This window comes from Emticicia sp. C21 (assembly GCF_003418935.1).
GTDB lineage: Bacteria > Bacteroidota > Bacteroidia > Cytophagales > Spirosomataceae > Emticicia.
Genome location: NZ_QVMT01000004.1, coordinates 179,568 through 199,834, shown reverse-complemented (window position 1 = coordinate 199,834; position 20,267 = coordinate 179,568). Strand labels below are relative to the sequence as shown.

Here is a 20,267-nt window from a genome sequence, read left to right as displayed (position 1 = left end):
TAATACTATTATGATACTGTTCTTTAGAAAATGGTTGGAATACCAGTAAAAATCTTTCAGGCTAAATAGTTAATAGTCAAATAATTTAACAAAGTTTTCAACGTATTTGCGGCCTGTTTCAATTTTTGACCTCTTTGAGTCTTTCAATATAATCATATAATTACCAGTAAAAAAACGTTGTGCTTCCAGAATATGTTTTGAGTTAATAATGGCCGAGCGACTTACTCTGACAAATTCCTTCGGTAATATGTCTTCCAAATTCTGAATAGTATAATTGGTCAGATACTGTTTCCCAGCAAGCGTATTCAGAAAAACATAACGTTCTTCGGCGAAGAAATAAGCGATTTCGGCAATGGAAATAAACAATAGTTTTTCGCCTGCTTTTACCGTCAGAGAATGGATTTCTTTTTTGTTTCCGAGCGTATGTAAAAGGGAGGCAAATTGCTGAAAATCAATCTGATTGTGTTTTTCTAAGCGTTTTTGTTTAAGCCTTTCTACTGTTAAGTGGAAGCGTTGTTTTTCGATAGGTTTTAGTAGATAATCTATTGAGTTTTCTTCGAAGGCTTTGACAGCAAAGTCATCATAGGCTGTTGTGAACACAATTAAAGGCATGTTTTTCAATCGTTTCAATACCTCAAAACCATTGAAAACGGGCATTTCTATATCTAAGAAGATAACATCGGGCTTATGGATTTCTACCATGTCGACCGCCTCTTCACCATTACAGGCAATGGCTGCTATATCAAAAAAATCAGGGTATCCGGCCAGGAGATTTTTCAGACCTTTAATCGCCAATTCTTCATCTTCGATAATAACTGTTTTCATGATGTATACTTTTTAGGAAGACGAATTAGAATATATTTAGTGGGATATTCATGGTAATTGTTAATACTTACAGGAGACTCATTGAAAACTTCGACGGTAGCGTTTTCTCCACCTAGCAATTTTATTTTTTCATGGATACTTCTTAATCCATAGCCTTGCTGAAAACCCGACTGAAAAAGCACACCATTGTCATAAATCTTCAATTCTATAAACTCATTCGAGGCACTTGCCTGTATACCCATCATGCCTTTACCCGCTATTTTTGAAATGCCATGCTTAATGGCATTTTCCACTAAAGGCTGAATAAGAAAACGTGGAATCAAGCAGGCAGATAGTTCTGATTCAGGTGCTGGAATCATAAAATCAAGTCTATCACCAAACCTGATTTTTTCGATTGAGAGGTAGGTTTGTACTAAATCCAGTTCTTCATTCAATGTCCAGTAATATTGGCTTTGCGAATTGGTGGTAAATCTGAAAAACTTACTCAATAACAAGGTCATCTGTTTGGCTTTTTGCGGCTCATCTTCTATGGCATTGGCAATAGAATTCAGGGAATTATAAAGAAAATGCGGGTTGATTTTAGCCTGTAAAGCTTCTAAATCTGCTTTGGTTTTGAGTTCTTTTAATTGGGTCAATTCTAATTCTTTCAATAAAAAGTGCTGTTCCCGGGTTTTCTCGTTTTCTACCCAGTAATAAGCAAATAAACCTGCCCAAACCAGATTCAGCCTGAATACAATAGAGCCGTTAATCCTGAAAAATAAATCGTGGAAAGTATAGTGGAACGGCATGTCTTTGGCACTCAAAAGTATTAATAGCCCTTTGCCTGCATATAAAAGAATACCCAGGGTTAAGTAGTTTAAAAAGGTTTTTTGTTTGTCGATAAAAGTATAACGGCGGTAGAGGTAGATAACCACAACAGCCATGAATGATTCAAGCAGATTATCATAAAATATAAAATCGTTGGATGCTCCAAGAGGAGCGTCTGCAGGAGCTTCATAACCTGAAAGGGTTGCGAATAGAAACAGACCTCCTCCTAACCCGAAGTTGATGAGGGTAATGATAATAAACTGAAAGAATGAATTACTGAAAAAATTATTAGGTCTCATTATTCAGCGTCGTTCCAGAATTGGTAGGCAATGATACATAAAGGTATAAATAGAATGACATCATTCAAATGAGCAATCCATTCGTTGCGTAAAATCCGGCTTATAGGGAAAGTAATGCCTCCTAAAGACAGCATTACACCAACCCACCATTTCACGACCTTAACACGGATATAAACAATGCCCAGAATCAGGAATGTAAGCGGAAAAGCTGGCCCACTCCAATAAAGAACCAGATTCATCTGTGTGGGAAAAGATTTAAATGCTTCGAGACCGATTGTATCTGAAATATTTAAAGCACTTGAATACAATCCCTCAAAGGCAAAACCAACTCCTCCGAAGATACCATACATACCATATAAAAAGCCTAAGCGTGAATAGATGGGCATTTTTGGTTTGAGCACGTAGAACAAACCCACCATACCAATAGCAAGGAATAGAGTAGAAAAAAATACCAGAACTGAGCCATTGACAGAATGGCGGCCGTTTTCTTTCCAGAGAAAAGAACTGATAATCACAATGAACTGCCCTAATACTAGACAAATAGCCCAAAATTTTTTGTCGAGAACCGATGATTTTGATTGCATAACTCAATGAAATTTTTGTGCTGATTAATAATTTCAGTACAAAACTTCATCATAACGACTTTCAAAGAAATGACTTTCGGTTATACAACAGAATCAGGCGCATAGAATACATAAATCGTTACATAAAAATAAAAATGGGAAGGATGAAAAGTACCTTGTCCGTCACCGTACGAAAGTCGTCCGAAAACGGACAGATTTCTTTTTATTGTTTTGCTGTAATTGGTTGATTGTTAGTGATTTGTGTTTTTGGCATGGCTTTAGATAATTATATTGTACAATACAAAATTATGAAAAAGCTATGTTGAAGAACTATTTAAAAATCGCAATAAGGAATCTGCAACGCAATAAAGTTTATGCCTTAATTAATGTTATGGGGCTGGCGTTGAGCATGAGTTGCGGAATCCTTATTTTCGTATTGGTAAAGCACCATTTGAGCTTCGACAATTTCCACCAAAATTCCAATCGTATTTATCGCATTGTTACTGAGCAACACCGCGATAATATCAGCTATACTTTCAGCGTACCCAATCCATTAGGCAAGGCATTCAGAAATGACTATACTTTCGGTGAGAAAGTCGCCCGCATCTGTACGTTCGATGAGCAGTTGATTACAGTAAAACAGGGCAACGAAATCAAGAAATTCAGAGATGAACAGGGTGTGGCCTTTACCGAACCTGAGTTTTTCGACATCTTCAATTACCCGCTTTTACAAGGCGATAAGAAAACGGTTTTAAGCGAGCCTAATACGGCCATTATAACAGAAAAAGCTGCTAAAAAGTACTTTGGTGACGAAAACCCAATTAACAAAACTTTCAAACTGGATAACCGCATTGAGTTTAAGGTTACAGGTATACTGAAAAATTTTCCAAACAATTCCGATAGACAAACAGATATTTATGCTTCATATCCTACCTTAAAATCTTATAATGAATGGTTTGCCAGCGATGATTCATGGGGAGGTATCGCCAGCCCTATGCAATGTTTTGTTTTGCTTCGCCCCGGTATTTCTGCTGCGCAGGTGGAAAAAGTAATGCCTGCTTATGTGAAGAAGTATCGCCCTACATCGAAAAATGTACATCATTATAAATTCCAGCCATTAGCTGAAATGCACTTCGATGCTCGTTATAGCGGCCCGATGGAAAAAAAGAACCTATGGGTATTGTCGTTTATCGGCATGTTCCTGATTATTACTGCTTGCGTTAATTTCATTAATCTTGCCACAGCACAGGCATTAAAACGCTCTAAAGAAGTAGGTGTAAGAAAAGTATTAGGTAGCGTAAGAATGCAACTTTTCTGGCAATTTATTTCCGAAACCGGACTGATAAGCCTAGTAGGTGGTGCCGTAGCTATAGTATTAGCTATTGCTGCGCTACCTTATGTAAATACCTGGTTCAGTTCTCAAATCAGTATTAGTTTGGTCAGTGATTGGCAGTTAATGCTTTTCATTGTCTCATTAATTGTAGTAGTTACTTTATTTTCTGGGTCTTATCCCGGTCTTATATTGGCCGGGTTTCAGCCTGTTCTCGCTCTTAAAGGGAAACTATCTCAACAAAATATAGGTGGTTTTAACACACGACGTACACTCATTATTACACAATTTGCTATTTCTCAGGTTCTGATAATCGGCATGGTTGTTATTGCCAGACAGATGAAATATGCGCAAAAATCTGATCTTGGTTTTGAAAAAGATGCTATTGTGTTGGTTCCAATGGCTACCGGTACAGATTTAAACAGACAGAAAACTTTAAAAAACCAGTTTGAGTCTATTAGTGGGGTAGAGGAAGTATCTACTTTTTTCAGACCGCCTGCTTCAAGCTCAAACTGGAGCACTTCTGTAAGATTTGACAACCGGGCAGAAGAAGAGGTGTTCAGAGTAAATGTAAAATCAGCTGACGAGCAATATGTACCCACTTTTGGCTTGGAAATAGTAGCTGGTAGAAACGTTTTTGCCGCTGATAGTATGAGAGAATGTGTGGTGAATGAAACATTTGTTCGTAAACTAAACCTCACCTCACCTCAGGAGGTTATAGGGAAAATAGTGTCAATGGATGGAGGTCAAAGTACAGGGCCAATTGTAGGCGTGGTAAAAGATTTTCATGACAGATCATTTCACGAAGAAATAAATCCACTTTGCATAACTACTTTAGGTAGAAATTATGAAATGTATGGTTTGAAACTGAATATGGCCAATGCACAAACTACACTTGCGGCTGTAGAAAAGATATGGACAAAAGCGCATCCCGACCAGATATATGAACATCAGTTCCTTGATGAAAGAATAGCCAGATTTTATGAAACTGAAAGCCTCATGCTTAAACTGATTCAGACATTCTCGGGGATTGCAATCTTTATTGGTTGTTTAGGTTTATATGGCCTGGTTTCATTTATGGTAGCGCAAAAAACCAAAGAAATCGGTATCAGAAAAGTATTGGGTGGGAGCATTAGTAATATTATCTGGATTTTCGGAAAAGAGTTTTCCCGCCTTATTATTATTGCATTTATAGTAGCTGCACCATTAGCATGGTGGTTAATGAACGGCTGGCTTCAGGATTTTAAATTCCATATCGACATTAAACCAGAAGTATTTATATTAGCTATTGCGTCAACGTTTGTAGTTGCTACTTTAACCGTAGGGTATCAGGTAATTAAAGCAGCGTTGATGAATCCTGTGAAATCATTGAAATCGGAGTAGCCCCCCGCCCCTAAAGGGGAGCTGCTTGCGCACGAGTTTAAGATGCGTATTTACAATTACAAAAAAGGGAAGATAAGAACATAATTATCCACTTTTAAACGTCCCCTTTAGGGGTTAGGGATGTATGGCAAAGCGAATAGTTTTAATACTCTATATTGGTTTTCTAAGCACCAACCTGTTTGCTCAGCAAATGTCTGCAAGTACAGACTGGTTTTTGCGGACAGGTAATTCACAAAATTCCCCATTAATTTATGTAAAAGAAATGGGCATAGGCAAAGACACCATTGTGATGCTTCACGGGGGTTGGGGTGGTAGCCATGATGAATTAGTAGATGCCGTAAGAAATCTGTCAGATAAATTCCATTTCATATTTTACGAACAACGTGGGTCACTCAGATCTCCATGTTCCGATTCACTGATAAGTTTCGATGCGCATATGGAAGACCTGGAAAAATTAAGAAAAGAGCTGAATATAAAGAAAATGACACTGGTAGGTCATTCAATGGGCGGACTTTTAGCAGGGGCATATACAGCAAGGTATCCGGAAAGAATAAAAAAGCTGATACTTTTAGCACCGGCCTACTTAAAAGAACCATTGTCGAATGAAGATAATGCAATTCTGAATGCCAGTCGACCTGCTTTTCAGAATTTTTTAAACAGACCCCAGGTAAAAGCTGAATTGGAAAAGTATAATCTGATTGGATCTAACCTTAATTCTAGGCAGGAAACATATAAAAATAGAATAAACCTTTGTAGCAGAATGGTTTATAATATTAAAAACTGGAAAAAGTTTCAGGGAGGAGGGCCACTTTTTAAATCCAATGTATATAACTTAACCACCAGAACCTATCCATCAGGCGGCTTTAATTTTATTGTATCACTTCAGAAAGCAGGTTTTCCGGTAAAGGTGATTATGGGCGATAATGATTTCCTTGATTTTGGTAACACACTTATGCCAAAATGGTTTAAAGAAGTACCAAACGGTCAGTTTATACCTATCAAAAATGCAGGGCATTTATTGTGGTTTGACCAACCCGTAGCATTTGAGAAGGCATTAGAAGATAGTATTCTTAACTAATAGGAACACGGAGCAAGGGGAATGAAAAAAGTATTTTTCTCCTTTATTTTAAAATTCTTTCTCCTTGTTCCTTTCTCCATTAACCTTATAATTGTATGATACGCAACTATTTAAAAATCGCTATTCGTAATCTTGTTAAGAACAAGGTTTATTCATTCATCAATATTGGAGGATTAGCCGTAGGCTTTACAGTTTTCTGTCTGATTGCATTATATATAGCTGATGAATTAAGTTTTGATAATTTTCATGCGAAGGGTAATAATATAGTAAGATTAGTGCATCATGCTGAATGGGAAGGCGGAGAAGCACATCACGCAGTTACTTCGGCGGCCTTTGCTCCGGCATTGAAAGCAGAGTTTCCCGAGATAAAAGAGGCAGTTAGATTTGCTCCTGAAGGCGGTGGTGTCATCGCATTTAAAGATAAAACTGTTAAGGCAGGTAATATTCTATTCGCCGACAAAAATGTATTCGATGTTTTCACTTTTCCTTTCATAACAGGTAATCCAAAAACTGCGCTTTCAGAACCAAATACGATTGTTATTACAGAATCGTTGGCAAATAAAATATTCGGTAATGCTAAAAATGCCTTGAATCAGACCATTGTATTTGATAAAGAAGTAGCCAATAAAATTACCGGAGTAGTTCAGGATATTCCGGGTAATTCACATATACAATTTGAGGGCTTACGTTCATTGCCCAATAACTTTACTGCAGGATGGCAGGACTCTAATTTATATACCTATTTGCTTCTGAATGATGGTGTTGATAAAGGCAAGCTGGAAGCAAAATTCCCGGCTTTCGCACAAAAAACCATTCTGAAAGAGATGCCGGTGGTATCCTACAGAATGGAATTACAACAATTGCGCGATATTCACCTGCAATCCAATCTTCAATACGAAATAAGTTCCAATAGCTCTATCAATCGTGTTTATTTATTTATAGCATTGGCAGGTTTGATATTGGTTATTGCAATTATTAACTATATGAATCTGGCAACAGCCAGAGCGGGTTTACGCACCCGTGAGGTAGGTGTACGCAAAGCAATTGGCTCTACGCAGACCAATTTAATGGGCTTGTTTATCGTAGAAGCGCTTACACTAAGTATTATTGCTTCGGTTATCTCAGCCTTTTTAATAACAGGCCTGCTTCCTTTTTTCAATCAACTGGCAGATAAATCTTTAGAAATAAACAGATTTGGTCTTGGATTTTCAATAGTCGTTTTTGCTTTATTCAGCCTGTTTGTTGGCTTCCTTAGTGGTAGCTACCCTGCTTTCTTTATTTCAAGATTCAAAATTGTTCTCGCTTTAAAAGGTTTGTCAGGTAACTTAAACCAAAGTGTAATTTTTAGAAAATCACTGGTAGTATTTCAATTTGCCGCAACTATTGTTCTGATTGCCGGAGCCTGGATTATCTATCAGCAATTACAGTTTTCATCCAATAAAGATCTGGGCTTTAACAGACAACAGGTTGTTACTATTCATATTGACGATAGAAATCTACGCTCGAAAGTAGCTGCACTGAGAGAGCAATTGATGAAAAATCCATTGATAGTAAATGTAGCAACAGCAGGTAACCCGATTGGCAATAATAATCTGGGACAAACGCCTTATTATTTTGAAAAACCTGATGGTTCTATTTCAACCAATTCTACAGTAGTGCAGGAATTGATGGTGAATGCCTCTTTTGTGCCAACAATGGATATTAAGATGAAGCTGGGTGAGAATTTTACAGAAAATAAGATCAGTGATGTTACTGGTGCTGCACTTATCAATGAAACCCTGTTGAAACAATTGGGCTATACAAATCCGATTGGAAAAAAAGTGCAGGTAAAATTCAATAACGGAAAAGTAACTGTTGAACGAAAAATAATAGGTGTTTTCAAAGATTTTCATACGTACTCTTTACAGCACAAAGTAGAGCCTGTGGTATTGGTTATGCCACCACAAGCCAGCATGGAAGATAATCTGTATGTGAAAATCAATACTTCGAAAACCAAGGAAGCATTAGCTTATATAGAAAAAACGTATCGTGAGTTTGATAAAATAAACCCGATTGAAATCAATTTCCTGAATGAAAATTTTGCCCGCCAATATGAGGCAGAACAAAAACAGGGCGCTTTATCATTAAATTTTGCCATCATCTCAGTGCTATTGGCTTGTCTTGGATTATTCGGCTTGGCTGCTTTTACAGCACAACAAAGAGTAAAAGAAATAGGTGTAAGAAAAGTATTAGGGGCTAGCGTAACTTCTATCTTTCTTTTATTGAATAAAGACTTTATGAAACTGGTATTGATAGCTGCTGTAATAGGTATACCATTAGCTGTAGTTTTAATGAATAGCTGGCTACAAAACTTTGCCTATAAAGTAGAGCTGCACTGGTGGATATTTGTCGGCTCAGCCTTTATTTCTTTATTGATTGCTTTAGCAACGGTAAGCTATCAGGCTATCAGAGCAGCGTTGGTCAATCCGGTTAAATCTCTTAAAACAGAATAGCAAAGGGCAAGAGGCAGAGGGCAGAGGTTTTTTCTTCCCTATGCTCCATGCCCTCTGCTCAAAGCACAAATACATGCTTTTTAACTATCTAAAAATCGCATTCAGAAATCTTGTTCGGAACAAGGTATATAGCTTTATCAATATTGTTGGTTTAGCGATGGGAATCACTGCGTTCTTATTTATTCTGGAGTATATTAGTCTGGAAAAAAGCGTTAACGGATTCCACAAAAACTTATCAGATACTTACCGTTTGCTCAATGAGGATATTCATGGCGGTACCTGGACAGAAATAGAGCCTGGCTGGGCATTAAAAGCCAAAGAAAATTTTCCTGAAATCAAAGATTTTTGTCGTTTTGAATCGGGTATCTCTAAAGGGGTAGTAAAAAGAGCAAATGCAAATAGCGAACCATTTCGTGAGTCGAATATCGGGTTTGCCGAGAGTAACTTCTTTGAATTTTTTACTTTCCCTCTGGTGTCAGGCGATGCTAAAGCTTTGAATAAGCCTAATACTGTTTTTATTTCGGCAACAACTGCTAAAAAGTATTTTGGTACTGAGAATCCCATCGGACAGGTGCTGACTTTAGATAATCAGTTTGGTAAATCAACACATACAGTTGAAGGCGTATTTGCCGATATGGCAGATAATTCAGATATCAGATATGATATGGTTTTCTCACTGGAAACCATGAAAAACCCTTCTTATATAGGAGGAAACGGCTGGGCCACCTTGACTAATCTTGACTCTCAATTTATTACCACATTTTTTCTGCTAAATAAAGGAGTTGATCCCAGGGCATTTGAAAAGAAACTTTCAGATTTACGCCAGAAATCAGGTAAAGAAAACGATGGCATTCGTTTCCGGTTACAGCCATTGGCTAATGTACATCTCGCTTCATCTTTAGGAGATACCTATCAGACTACCGGCAATCTGAAATATGTCTATATGTTAGGTGGCATAGCCTTTCTGATACTACTTATAGCCTGGTTTAACTATATTAATCTTTCAACTGCCAACTCTTTAAAAAGGGCCAATGAGGTAGGCGTTAGAAAAGTAATAGGTGCTACCCAGATGAATCTCATTTCGCAGTTTTTAGGTGAGTCAATTCTGGTAAACCTATTAGGTTTTGCTTTGTCAATGGTCTTTATTTATTCCTTTCAGCCATTTTTCAATGAGTTAATTGGTAAAGATCTGTCGTTTAAAACTATTGATTTTTCATCAGTTTCTGTTTTGGGTTTAGGCCTACTATTTTTCGGTTCAATCCTGTCAGGAGCTTTGACCGCCTTTGTATTAGCCAATTTTAATCCCATAGAAACCCTGAAAGGCAAGCTAAGTAAGAAATCTAAGGGGATAATCCTTCGTAAAGCTTTGGTGGTATCACAGTTCAGTATTTCTATCATGTTGATTTTAGGTACTGTCTTGATTTACCGTCAGTTGCATTTCATGCAAAACAAAAACCTAGGCATGAATACCCAACAGCTATTGGTAATCAAAGGACCGGAAGTAGGGCATGATAGCACTTATGCTGTACGAAAGACAGCTTTCGTTGATGGCCTGGCAGGGCAAAGTTTTATAAAGGATTATTGCGCATCAGGCACTGTTCCAAGTGGTTGGTATAACTTCACAACTGCAGGGTTCACCCAACCGAAATCAAAACCCGGTGATGAACTGAAAACCTATTCGTTTGCCCTTATTGGTGACCGTTTCCTGAAAACCTACGAAATTAATCTAAAAGCAGGCAGAAACTTTACAGCAGCTGAATGTAAGGTAGAGTGGAATAAAAACAGCAAGATATTGCTTAACGAGCAGGCAGTGCAATCGTTGGGTTTTGCTTCGGCAGAAGAAGCGGTGAACAGACGTATACAATGGGACGAAAGACCTTTGGAAATTATTGGTGTAGTGAAAAACTATCATCACCAGGGAGTTCAGAAAGCCATTGATCCTATCATATTCTACCCACAGAATTCATCTGCATATTATACAGTAAGACTCTCGTCAGATAAAGTTCAGGATAAAATTGCCAGCCTGGAAAAACTCTATAAAGCTAATTTTCCGGGTAATCCTTATGAATACTTCTTTGTAGACGAGAACTTTAACAAGCAATACTTAACCGAGCAGCAATACAGTAAAATATTTACAACCTCTTCAATCTGGGCCATTGTGATTGCCTGTTTAGGCCTCTTTGGATTAGCTACTTTCACTACAGAAAGCCGGACTAAAGAAGTGGGCATCAGAAAAGTGTTAGGTGCGGGGGTCTTAGGAATTACAGCATTGCTCAGCAAAGATTTTCTGAAACTGGTCATTGTCTCAATTATAATAGCCAGCCCGATTGCTTATTACCTGATGAGCAAATGGTTAGAGAACTTTGAATACAAAGTAGACATATCCTGGTGGATTTTTGCTGCCTCAGGCCTAGGCGCTATAATGGTAGCATTGCTTACGGTAGGCTATCAGGCAATCAGAGCAGCATTGGTGAATCCGGTTAAATCATTGAAAACGGAGTAACAGCCGCCCCGCGCGGCGTCCGCCTAGCCCCTAAAGGGGAGTTGCTTTCGCACAAGTAATTAAACAAAATGGGGTATGAGAAAAATTATTATCTAACTTTTTAAAAATCCCCCTTTAGGGGCTAGGAGCGTATATGCTATTCAATTATCTCAAAATCGCATTCAGAAACCTTACTAAGAATAAGGTTTATTCATTCATCAATATAGGTGGATTGGCTGTGGGTATGTCAGTAGCCATGCTGATTGGGTTATGGATTTTCGATGAGGTGAACGCCAATAAATATCATAAAAATTATGATAGAATAGGGCAGATTCGCTCTATCTCTACCGAGCCAACTACCGGAGTAAGTGAGGGTAGTCCGCATATGCAAATTCCGATGGGTACTGCCTTGAAGGAGAATTATAAGCATCTATTCAGTAAAGTGCTAACCTCATGGGCTGTAAATGACTATACTTTGAAGTTGGGAGAGAAAAACCTGAGTAGAAGAGGGCATTTTGTTGAGCCTGGTATTCTCGAGTTACTTTCTCTGAAAATGCTGAAAGGCACGTATGATGGCTTAAAAGACCATCATTCGATCGTACTATCAAAATCAACTGCTGAGGCCATGTTTGGCAATGCTGACCCGATTAACCAAACCCTGAAAATTGATAACAAAATTGATGTAAAAGTTACGGGTGTCTATGAGGATATACCAAAGAATTCACGCTTTGGCGAAGTGCAATTCTTCACTCCCTGGGACTTGTTTGTGTCTTCAAATGAATGGGTAAAAGCAAATGTGACGTCATGGGGTAATACTTCTTTTGGCATCTATGTAGAATTGCAACCAAATATAAGTCTGGAAACCGCACATGCAGGTCTGAAAAATTTTTATGCCAAAAATTCGCCAAAGGATTTTTATTCAATCATGAAGGCTTATAACCCGGAAATATTTGTGTATCCGATGAAACAATGGCATTTGTATTCAGATTTTACAGATGGCCTGCCAACGGGCGGACGCATTACGTTTGTCTGGCTATTTGGTATTATCGGCGTTTTTGTGCTCTTATTGGCTTCTATCAACTTTATGAACCTAAGTACTGCTCGTTCAGAGAAACGTGCAAAGGAAGTAGGTATCCGCAAGGCTATTGGGTCTGTTCGTAGCCAGTTGGTAAGCCAGTTTTTCAGTGAGTCTTTTTTAGTGGTATTGATATCATTTGCTTTATCATGTCTGATTATAGTTTTCTCTCTGAATGGGTTTAATGAATTAGCAGATAAAGATATCGCTCTGCCATTTATCAATACCTATTTCTGGTGGGCCTGTGCCGCTTTTATCGTTTTAACAGGTATCCTTACAGGTATTTATCCGGCCTTATATTTATCCTCTTTCCAACCTATTAAAGTACTCAAAGGTACTTTTAAGACTGGCCGCTTTGCAACAATTCCACGTAAAGCATTAGTAGTGGTTCAATTCACTGTTTCGGTTGTGATGATTATCGGAACCATGGTAGTTTATCAACAAGTCCAACATGCTAAAAACCGTCCGGTTGGCTATAGTAAAGAGGGCTTAATCACTATTAGTCTGAATGATCCTAACTATAAAGGTAAGTATGATCTGTTCAGAACTGAGTTATTAAATTCAGGAATGGTATCAGATGTAGCCCTTTCTAATAGCCCATTAACATCTATCTGGAACAGAGGTGGCGGATTTGTCTGGAAAGGCAAAGCCCCGGAAGCACCATCAGGTTTCAATAAAGTATGGGTAACAGAAGACTTTGGTAAAGTGATCAACTGGAAGGTGATAACAGGGCGTGATTTCTCCACTGACTTCAAAACTGATTCAGCAGCTGTAATTCTTAATGAAGCTGCGGCTAAGCAAATAGGATTAAAAAATCCGATTGGCGAATACATTAAAACAGAAGACGGAAAGTTCAGCTGGCAGATAGTAGGCGTTACTAAAGATATGATTATTCAATCGCCATACGAAGAAATCAATGGGACATTCTATTTTTTAGATGTTAGTAGATTTTCAAGCCAGATGACCATGCGGATTAAACCGAGCGTCAATCCAACTGAAGCCTTGCCAAAGATTGAAGCCATATTTCATAAACTGGTACCATCAGCCTCATTTGACTATAAATTTGTAGATGAAGATTATAATAAAAAATTCTCTCAGGAGCTGCGTATTGGTCAGTTATCTACGCTATTTGCTATTCTGGCTATTTTCATTTCTTGTCTCGGGCTTTTTGGCTTAGCCTCTTTCGTAGCCGAGCAACGCACCAAAGAAATTGGTATCCGCAAGGTATTAGGGGCTAGTGTAGCCAACCTCTGGCAAATGTTATCAAAAGACTTTGTTGTACTGGTTATCATTTCATGCATAATAGCTGCACCAATAGCCTACTATTTCATGGATAACTGGTTACAGAAATATACTTACCACACCGAACTGTCATGGTGGATTTTCGCCACAGCGGGCGGTGGGGCATTAATACTTACCTTATTAACAGTAAGCTATCAGGCTGTTAAGGCAGCGTTGTTGAATCCGGTAAAGAGTTTGAAGACAGAGTAAACGCGCCCCCCGCCCCTAAAGGGGAGCTGCTTACGCACGAGTAATTAAGCAAAAAGGGGTTTTAAGGAACATAATATCTAACTTTTAAAAAGTCCCCCTTTAGGGGCTAGGAGCATGCTTTTAAACTATCTAAAAATCGCGTGGAGAAATCTTCTGAAGTATAGACTCTTCTCTCTGATAAATATATTGGGGTTGAGCCTGGCTATTCCTTCTGCTTTGATGTCATTGATTCAGATTGTGAATTATTATGAATATGATAATTTTCATAAGGATAGCGAACAGATAGTGAGAGTAATAACCGACGAAAAACAAAAAGACGGACAGATAATTAATTGGGCATCGAGTCCATTCTTATTGAGTGAGCAGATTAAAGAAAATCTGGCAGGAATTGACCAATCAACCACTATAGTACGGGATCGTGGTTGGTTATTAAGTAATGGTTTCAAAACTAAGAATGCCAACGCCATTTATACAGATGCTTCGTTTTTTCGGATATTTAATTTCCCATTAGAGAAAGGTACTTATGCTATAGAACCTAATACAATGGTGCTTACCCACGAGACAGCTCAATGGTTTTTTAAAGACACCAATCCCGTTGGAAATGTACTGGAGCACCCTAAATATGGTGGGTTTAAAATTGTTGGGGTATTAAAGCCATTTAATGAAATGAAAACCCAGTTCAGAACTGACGTGTTCATTTCGACTGATGGCTATAAAGACAGCACAGCAAATGATTGGACCGCATTTAATGCCCATACCTTTTTAAAAATAACAAAAGGGAAAACGACTGACGAACTGAATAAACAATTGTCAGAGACATCAAAAGAAGTAAATAAATTACTCGGAACAAAGGCCGAGAAAAATCTGCAATTTAAAGCACAAAATCTGGCTGAAATTTCACCAGCCAAAGAAATATTGGAGAATGACCCATACATTCAGGATATCAGAAGTATCTATATCAATTTCGCTTTTCAATTGATTATGATTGCTCTGGCAGCCTTAAATTATATTAATCTTACATTAGCACGCTCTATGAATAGAAGCCGTGAGGTTGGGGTAAGAAAAGTAATGGGTGCAACAAAACCACAACTGGTATTTCAGTTCCTGACAGAGTCTGTATTAGTTTCTTATTTAGCCTTGGGCTTTGGTTTGCTTATCCTATGGTTTATTAAAGAAAATATGCATGTTTCCTGGCTTACCTGGGATATTGACCACTTGGGCTATCTTGTTTTGCTATTTTTTGCATTTAATCTGATTCTTGGTTTAGTAGCCGGGGCATCCCCAAGCCTTATTCTTTCCTCTTATCAGCCTGTAAAAGTATTAAAAGGCGCTGTTTCTCCTTTAGGTTTCAGGAAAATAGGTTTCCGAAAATCATTGATTGTAGTGCAGTTCACCATAGCGTTGATTTACATATTCTTTATGGGGCAGGCTTTCCATCAGGTAAGTTATATGGCCAATGATAATGAGAACTATCAACGCGAAAACATACTTAATATAAGCCTGGCGGGCACTAAAAGTAAATTACTGGCAACTGATATAAGTTCTGTTAAAGAAGTACAGAAAATAGGATATACTTCTCTGAGTTTTGGTAATAAACCTACCTACTCGAGTATTAAAAGTGCCAAAACTGACGCGCCAAGACCCGCATTCTACTATGCTACAGACCACAATTTTATTGAGAATATGGGTCTGAAATTCGTAGCAGGTAAAAACCTTATTGAGAGCAATTCAGAGCATCCGTCACCTATGGTCGTAGTAAACCAAAAAACTATAGAAAATCTTCGGATTGGTTCGGCACAAGATGCAATAGGTAAGCTTATTATTGTGAATGATACGCTTTCTGCAACTATTGTCGGAGTGGTTGAAAACTTCTGTCATTATAACTATGAAAGTAAGATTGAGCCTTTGGTTTTTCAGTATCAGCCGGCCTTATTCAAAGTAATGTGTTTGAAAACAAGCGCTGTTGGAGACAGAAAAGCCCTTAAAGCTACCATAGAAACACTATGGAAGAAACAGAACCCCTACAAAGAAATGAATGCCTCGTGGCTGGATACTGATTTATATGAAGTGTATTATCCTTTCGAAGATATGAAGTTTATGAGCATGGAAGGACTTGCCATTTTTGTGATAGCCATTCTCGGACTTATAGGCATACTTACCTATAGCTTAGAAAAACGAACGAAAGAAATTGGTATCAGAAAAGTATTGGGGGCTAATGTTTCAGAGGTAATAAGATTGATGTCGCGCGATTTCATCAAATTACTGACCATTGCCACAGTAATCGCTGTTCCTGCCGGCATAGCAGTGGCTGTATTTATGAATAGTTTCATGGTATTCAATAATGGCATAGGTTACCTGGCTATGGGAATACTTTTATTGATTGTAATAGGTTTCGCGTTGAGTGCTGTAGGCTTTTTCTCATTGAAAGTAGCACAGACCAATCCGGCAAAGACTTTAAAAACGGAGTAAAATACCGCCCCGCGCGGCGTCCGCCCGGCCCCTAAAGGGAAGTTGCTTACGCATGAGTAGTTGCGCAAGCTTAAATAAAATGGGGATGGAGGAAAATATTATAAAACTTTTAAAATCCCCCTTTAGGGGACGGTCCGACGATTCGGAGGGGTTATGTTATTCAACTATTTCAAAATCGCATTCAGGAATCTTGCCAAGAACAAGGTTTATTCATTCATCAATATTGGTGGACTAGCCGTCGGGATGTCGGTAGCCATATTGATTGGACTATGGATTTATGACGAATTATCGTACAATAAATCTCATAAAAACTATGACTCTATTGCGCAGATACGCAGCTTAGGTACAGACCCAAATACGGGAATTACAAGAAGCGGCCCTGCTTTACAATTCCCGATTGGAACAACCCTTAAAAACAATTACAAACACTATTTTAAGCATGTATTACTGGCGTTTTGGATTGGAGATTATACACTTTCTTTAAGCAATGAAAAATATCCTAAAAGAGGAGAGTTTATTGATGGAGACGTGATAGATATGCTTTCATTAAAGATGCTGAAAGGCTCAGCCGCTTCATTACAAGATCCACATTCAATTATTCTGTCCTCGTCTACTGCCAAAGCTATATTTGGAAGTCATGATCCCATCAACAAAAATATGAAAATAGACAACCGCATGGATGTGGTGGTGAGAGGAGTATATGAAGATTTGCCAAAAAATAACCGTTTCAGCGAAGTGCAGTTTTTCTCCCCTTGGTCATTATGGGTATCATCAAACGATTGGGTAAAATCATGTGAAAATCAGTGGGAAAATAGCTCATTCAATGTCTATGTACAACTTCACCCGAATGTATCAGTTGAACAGGCGAATGCAGGGCTGAAAGGCTTTTATGATAAAAATGCGCCTAAAGAAATTGCGAAAGACTGGAGAAAATATAACCCGGGAATATTCTTATACCCGATGAAACAATGGCACTTGTATTCTGAGTTTAAAGAGGGCAAAGTAGCAGGTGGACGTATCACCTTCGTATGGTTGTTTGGTATAGTAGGTATATTTGTTTTACTATTAGCCTGTATCAATTTCATGAATCTGAGCACGGCTCGTTCTGAAAAACGTGCGAAAGAAGTAGGCATCCGTAAAGCCATCGGTTCTGTCAGAGTACAGTTGATTCAGCAGTTTTTGAGTGAATCGTTTTTAGTTGTTTTGTTTGCCTTTGCTTTAGCTATTGGTTTTGTGATATTGGCATTGCCGTGGTTTAATAATCTGGCCGATAAAGATATGTCTGTGCCATTTACTAATCCGGTTTTCTGGGGTATCAGTATGGCATTTATCATATTTACTGCTTCTCTGGCAGGTATGTACCCTGCTTTTTATCTATCGTCGTTTCAGCCTGTAAAGGTATTAAAGGGCACCTTCAAACTAGGGCGATTTTCATCTTTGCCTCGTAAGGTTTTAGTAGTTGTTCAGTTTACAGTTTCGGTGGTATTGATTGTGGGTACTATTGTGGTGTATCAACAGATTCAACATGCCCGTAATAGACCTGTAGGTTATAATAGAGAAGGATTAATCAAAGTATCGTTGAATGACCCTAATTATCAGGGCAAGCAGGATGTAATAAAAAATCAATTGATTGCTACCGGAATGATAGAGAATCTGGCGCTTTCGTCGAGCCCAATGACAGAAATATGGAGTAATGCAGGTGGCTATAACTGGAAAGGCAAAGACCCTGAACTAGCCTCTGATTTTGCAGTAATCAATGTAACTCATGATTTTGGAAAACTGGTAGACTGGAAAATTAAAGAAGGACGTGATTTTTCGAGAGCTTATGCAACAGATTCAAATGCTATCATTATCAACGAAACTGCCGCAAAGTACTTAGGACTTAAAAATCCTGTTGGAGAATTTATTACTAACCTAGATGAAGGTGGAAACGAAAGTTGGCAGATTATAGGAGTAGTTAAAGATTTAGTGATGCAGTCGCCATACGACCCTGTAAAACGCTCCTTCTATTTCTTGGACCCGAAATATGTGGATGTTAGTCAGATGATTATCAAAATCAAACCTAGTATCAGTGCTAGTGAGGCTTTGCCTAAAATAGAAGCGGTGTTCAGAGAGATAGTGCCATCTGCTTTATTTGATTATAAGTTTGTAGACCAACAGTATGGTAATAAATTTGATCAGGAAGAGCGTATAGGTAAATTAGCCAGTTTCTTTGCCTTATTGGCCATCTTTATCTCGTGTTTAGGTCTTTTCGGATTAGCTTCATTCGTAGCTGAACAACGTACCAAAGAGATCGGTATTCGTAAAGTATTGGGTGCAAGTGTAACCAGTCTCTGGCAAATGTTGTCTAAGGATTTTGTAGTGCTCGTTGTTATCTCATGCCTGGTGGCTACGCCAATTGCCTACTATTTCATGAGTCAATGGTTAACAAAATATAACTACCATACCGAAATATCATGGTGGATTTTCGTAGTAACAGGTTTAGGTGCACTAAGTATTACATTACTAACGGTCAGCTATCAGGCGGTAAAAGCAGCCTTGATGAATCCGATAAAGAGTTTAAAAACAGAGTAAAAGGAGAGTAATACCGAAAAGTAGTTTAATTACTTACAAATTTTGAATAAAAAAAATGGTTGCTAAAATTCTAAATCATTCAATATTTAAAAATGTAGTAAATTTTAAAGCAGGTCTTATACTATTGTTAACTGTTACTCTCTCATATGGGCAGTCTGTTAAAGATAATACGAATGTCGTGACTGTTTTAATGGCAAAAGCACTAATTGATGTTCAAAATGGGAAAACAGTTGTAAATCCGGTGCTTTATATCCGGAATGGGAAAATTGAAAAAATTGGTACGGGTTTACCCATTCCTGATGGTGCTAAAATAATTAACCTATCTGATAAATATATTTTACCAGGTTTAATTGATGCCCATACCCATTTGTGTCATGAATACTACGGTGAACTTGAAAGAGTATCTGGAGCCAATATCATTATTGAAACTGTAAAGCTAACAGAAGGTGATAGAGCATTATTGGGAGCCAAATATGCCAGGGAGATGCTAATGTCAGGCTATACATCAGTCAGAGATTTAGGTAATTCAGGAATGAATAGTGCTGTGGCTCTCCGGGATGCAATAAATAAAGGTTGGATTATTGGACCTCGTTTATTTGTTACAACAAGGGCACTTTCACCAATTGGAGGTCAATTTTCTAAAATGACTCCAGAAGTTCAGAATGTAATTATCTCAAAAGAATACATTGAAATAAATAGCATTGATGATGCTCGAAAGGCAGTTCGACAAGCGATTTATGATGGAGCAGATTGTATTAAAATTATTGTTAACAATGGCAGGCTTGTTTTAAGTGAGGAGGAGTTGACAGCAATAGTAGATGAAGCAAAGAGGGCTGGACTTAAAGTAGCGGCACATGCTACTAATGGCGATGGTCCTTCGCTACTCGCAATAAAGGCTGGAGTTAGTTCAATTGAACATGGATACACACTTTCATCGGAAGTACTTCAACTTATGGCCGAAAAAAATATCTATTTAGTGCCAACCGATGCGCAAGGAGTTGAACGGTATCAGAAAAGAATTCAGAGAGCCGTAGCAGCTAAGGTTAAAATTGCCTTTGGATCAGACTTATATTATTATAACGCTAGTATTACAAGAGGCCAGATGGCAGCGAGCTCTTATGGCACATATAAAGAAGCTGGAATGACTAACCTTCAGATTCTACAGTCGGCTACAATGCATCCTGGTGACCTTCTAGCTGGTGAAGGCAAAATCGGGCTACTTCTGAATGGATACTTTGCCGATATAATTGCAGTAGAAGAAAACCCTTTGGATAATATTCGTACGCTTGAAAAGGTAGTTTTTGTTATGAAAGAGGGAGAAATTATAAAATGACAGTTAAAAATAGTTCAGCATCAATGCCCGAACATTTATTGTATCAGGTGCAATAAAACATAAATT

11 protein-coding genes are annotated in these 20,267 nt (G+C 38.1%); 8 read left to right on the top strand and 3 right to left on the bottom strand.

Annotation, left to right across the window (positions count from 1 at the left end; genetic code table 11):
- Window positions 1-69 precede the first annotated feature (69 nt).
- Genes D0T08_RS11410 through D0T08_RS11400 form a run of 3 tightly spaced genes read right to left on the bottom strand, consistent with a single transcriptional unit; the run spans window position 70 to window position 2,515 of the window.
- Entirely contained in the window at window positions 70-825 is a 756-nt protein-coding gene (locus tag D0T08_RS11410) for a LytTR family DNA-binding domain-containing protein (protein ID WP_116982762.1), read from the bottom strand.
- Window positions 822-1,931, bottom strand: coding sequence for a sensor histidine kinase (locus D0T08_RS11405; RefSeq protein WP_116982761.1), 1,110 nt, complete (start codon window positions 1,929-1,931; stop codon window positions 822-824). The genes D0T08_RS11410 and D0T08_RS11405 overlap by 4 nt, the downstream gene beginning before the upstream one ends.
- On the bottom strand, window positions 1,931-2,515 hold the full coding sequence (locus D0T08_RS11400) for a hypothetical protein (protein ID WP_116982760.1): 585 nt from the start codon (window positions 2,513-2,515) through the stop codon (window positions 1,931-1,933). Before D0T08_RS11400 ends, D0T08_RS11405 begins: the two co-directional genes overlap by 1 nt.
- A gap of 298 nt (window positions 2,516-2,813) precedes the next feature.
- On the opposite strand from D0T08_RS11400, the gene D0T08_RS11395 reads away from it, so the two are divergent.
- The 8 genes from D0T08_RS11395 (at window position 2,814) to D0T08_RS11360 (ending at window position 20,201) form a co-directional block, all read left to right on the top strand.
- Entirely contained in the window at window positions 2,814-5,207 is a 2,394-nt protein-coding gene (locus D0T08_RS11395) for an ABC transporter permease (protein ID WP_116982759.1), read from the top strand.
- A 124-nt stretch (window positions 5,208-5,331) separates the two neighbouring features.
- Complete coding sequence (locus D0T08_RS11390; protein WP_116982758.1) at window positions 5,332-6,285, top strand: alpha/beta fold hydrolase; 954 nt, start codon at window positions 5,332-5,334, stop codon at window positions 6,283-6,285.
- 95 nt (window positions 6,286-6,380) lie between these two features.
- Entirely contained in the window at window positions 6,381-8,777 is a 2,397-nt protein-coding gene (locus tag D0T08_RS11385) for an ABC transporter permease (RefSeq protein ID WP_116982757.1), read from the top strand.
- 73 nt (window positions 8,778-8,850) lie between these two features.
- A complete protein-coding gene (locus tag D0T08_RS11380) occupies window positions 8,851-11,280 on the top strand; it encodes an ABC transporter permease (protein ID WP_116982756.1) in 2,430 nt (809 codons plus the stop codon).
- A gap of 133 nt (window positions 11,281-11,413) precedes the next feature.
- Window positions 11,414-13,825 (top strand): ABC transporter permease, encoded by a 2,412-nt coding sequence (locus D0T08_RS11375; RefSeq protein WP_116982755.1) that lies wholly within the window; start codon window positions 11,414-11,416, stop codon window positions 13,823-13,825.
- Between the two features lie 114 nt (window positions 13,826-13,939).
- Window positions 13,940-16,294 (top strand): ABC transporter permease, encoded by a 2,355-nt coding sequence (locus D0T08_RS11370; RefSeq protein ID WP_116982754.1) that lies wholly within the window; start codon window positions 13,940-13,942, stop codon window positions 16,292-16,294.
- Between the two features lie 153 nt (window positions 16,295-16,447).
- The gene (locus tag D0T08_RS11365) at window positions 16,448-18,868 is read left to right on the top strand and encodes an ABC transporter permease (RefSeq protein ID WP_116982753.1); all 2,421 of its coding nucleotides are present in this window, start codon (window positions 16,448-16,450) and stop codon (window positions 18,866-18,868) included.
- Between the two features lie 55 nt (window positions 18,869-18,923).
- The gene (locus D0T08_RS11360) at window positions 18,924-20,201 is read left to right on the top strand and encodes an amidohydrolase family protein (protein ID WP_116982752.1); all 1,278 of its coding nucleotides are present in this window, start codon (window positions 18,924-18,926) and stop codon (window positions 20,199-20,201) included.
- Window positions 20,202-20,267: the final 66 nt, after the last annotated feature.

What these genes read in the sequence shown, in the direction of transcription:
- D0T08_RS11410 (WP_116982762.1), bottom strand. Translation starts at nt 825, where the DNA reads ATGAAAACAGTTATTATCGAAGATGAAGAATTGGCGATTAAAGGTCTG.
- D0T08_RS11405 (WP_116982761.1), bottom strand. Translation starts at nt 1,931, where the DNA reads ATGAGACCTAATAATTTTTTCAGTAATTCATTCTTTCAGTTTATTATC.
- D0T08_RS11400 (WP_116982760.1), bottom strand. Translation starts at nt 2,515, where the DNA reads ATGCAATCAAAATCATCGGTTCTCGACAAAAAATTTTGGGCTATTTGT.
- D0T08_RS11395 (WP_116982759.1), top strand. Translation starts at nt 2,814, where the DNA reads ATGTTGAAGAACTATTTAAAAATCGCAATAAGGAATCTGCAACGCAAT.
- D0T08_RS11390 (WP_116982758.1), top strand. Translation starts at nt 5,332, where the DNA reads ATGGCAAAGCGAATAGTTTTAATACTCTATATTGGTTTTCTAAGCACC.
- D0T08_RS11385 (WP_116982757.1), top strand. Translation starts at nt 6,381, where the DNA reads ATGATACGCAACTATTTAAAAATCGCTATTCGTAATCTTGTTAAGAAC.
- D0T08_RS11380 (WP_116982756.1), top strand. Translation starts at nt 8,851, where the DNA reads ATGCTTTTTAACTATCTAAAAATCGCATTCAGAAATCTTGTTCGGAAC.
- D0T08_RS11375 (WP_116982755.1), top strand. Translation starts at nt 11,414, where the DNA reads ATGCTATTCAATTATCTCAAAATCGCATTCAGAAACCTTACTAAGAAT.
- D0T08_RS11370 (WP_116982754.1), top strand. Translation starts at nt 13,940, where the DNA reads ATGCTTTTAAACTATCTAAAAATCGCGTGGAGAAATCTTCTGAAGTAT.
- D0T08_RS11365 (WP_116982753.1), top strand. Translation starts at nt 16,448, where the DNA reads ATGTTATTCAACTATTTCAAAATCGCATTCAGGAATCTTGCCAAGAAC.
- D0T08_RS11360 (WP_116982752.1), top strand. Translation starts at nt 18,924, where the DNA reads ATGGTTGCTAAAATTCTAAATCATTCAATATTTAAAAATGTAGTAAAT.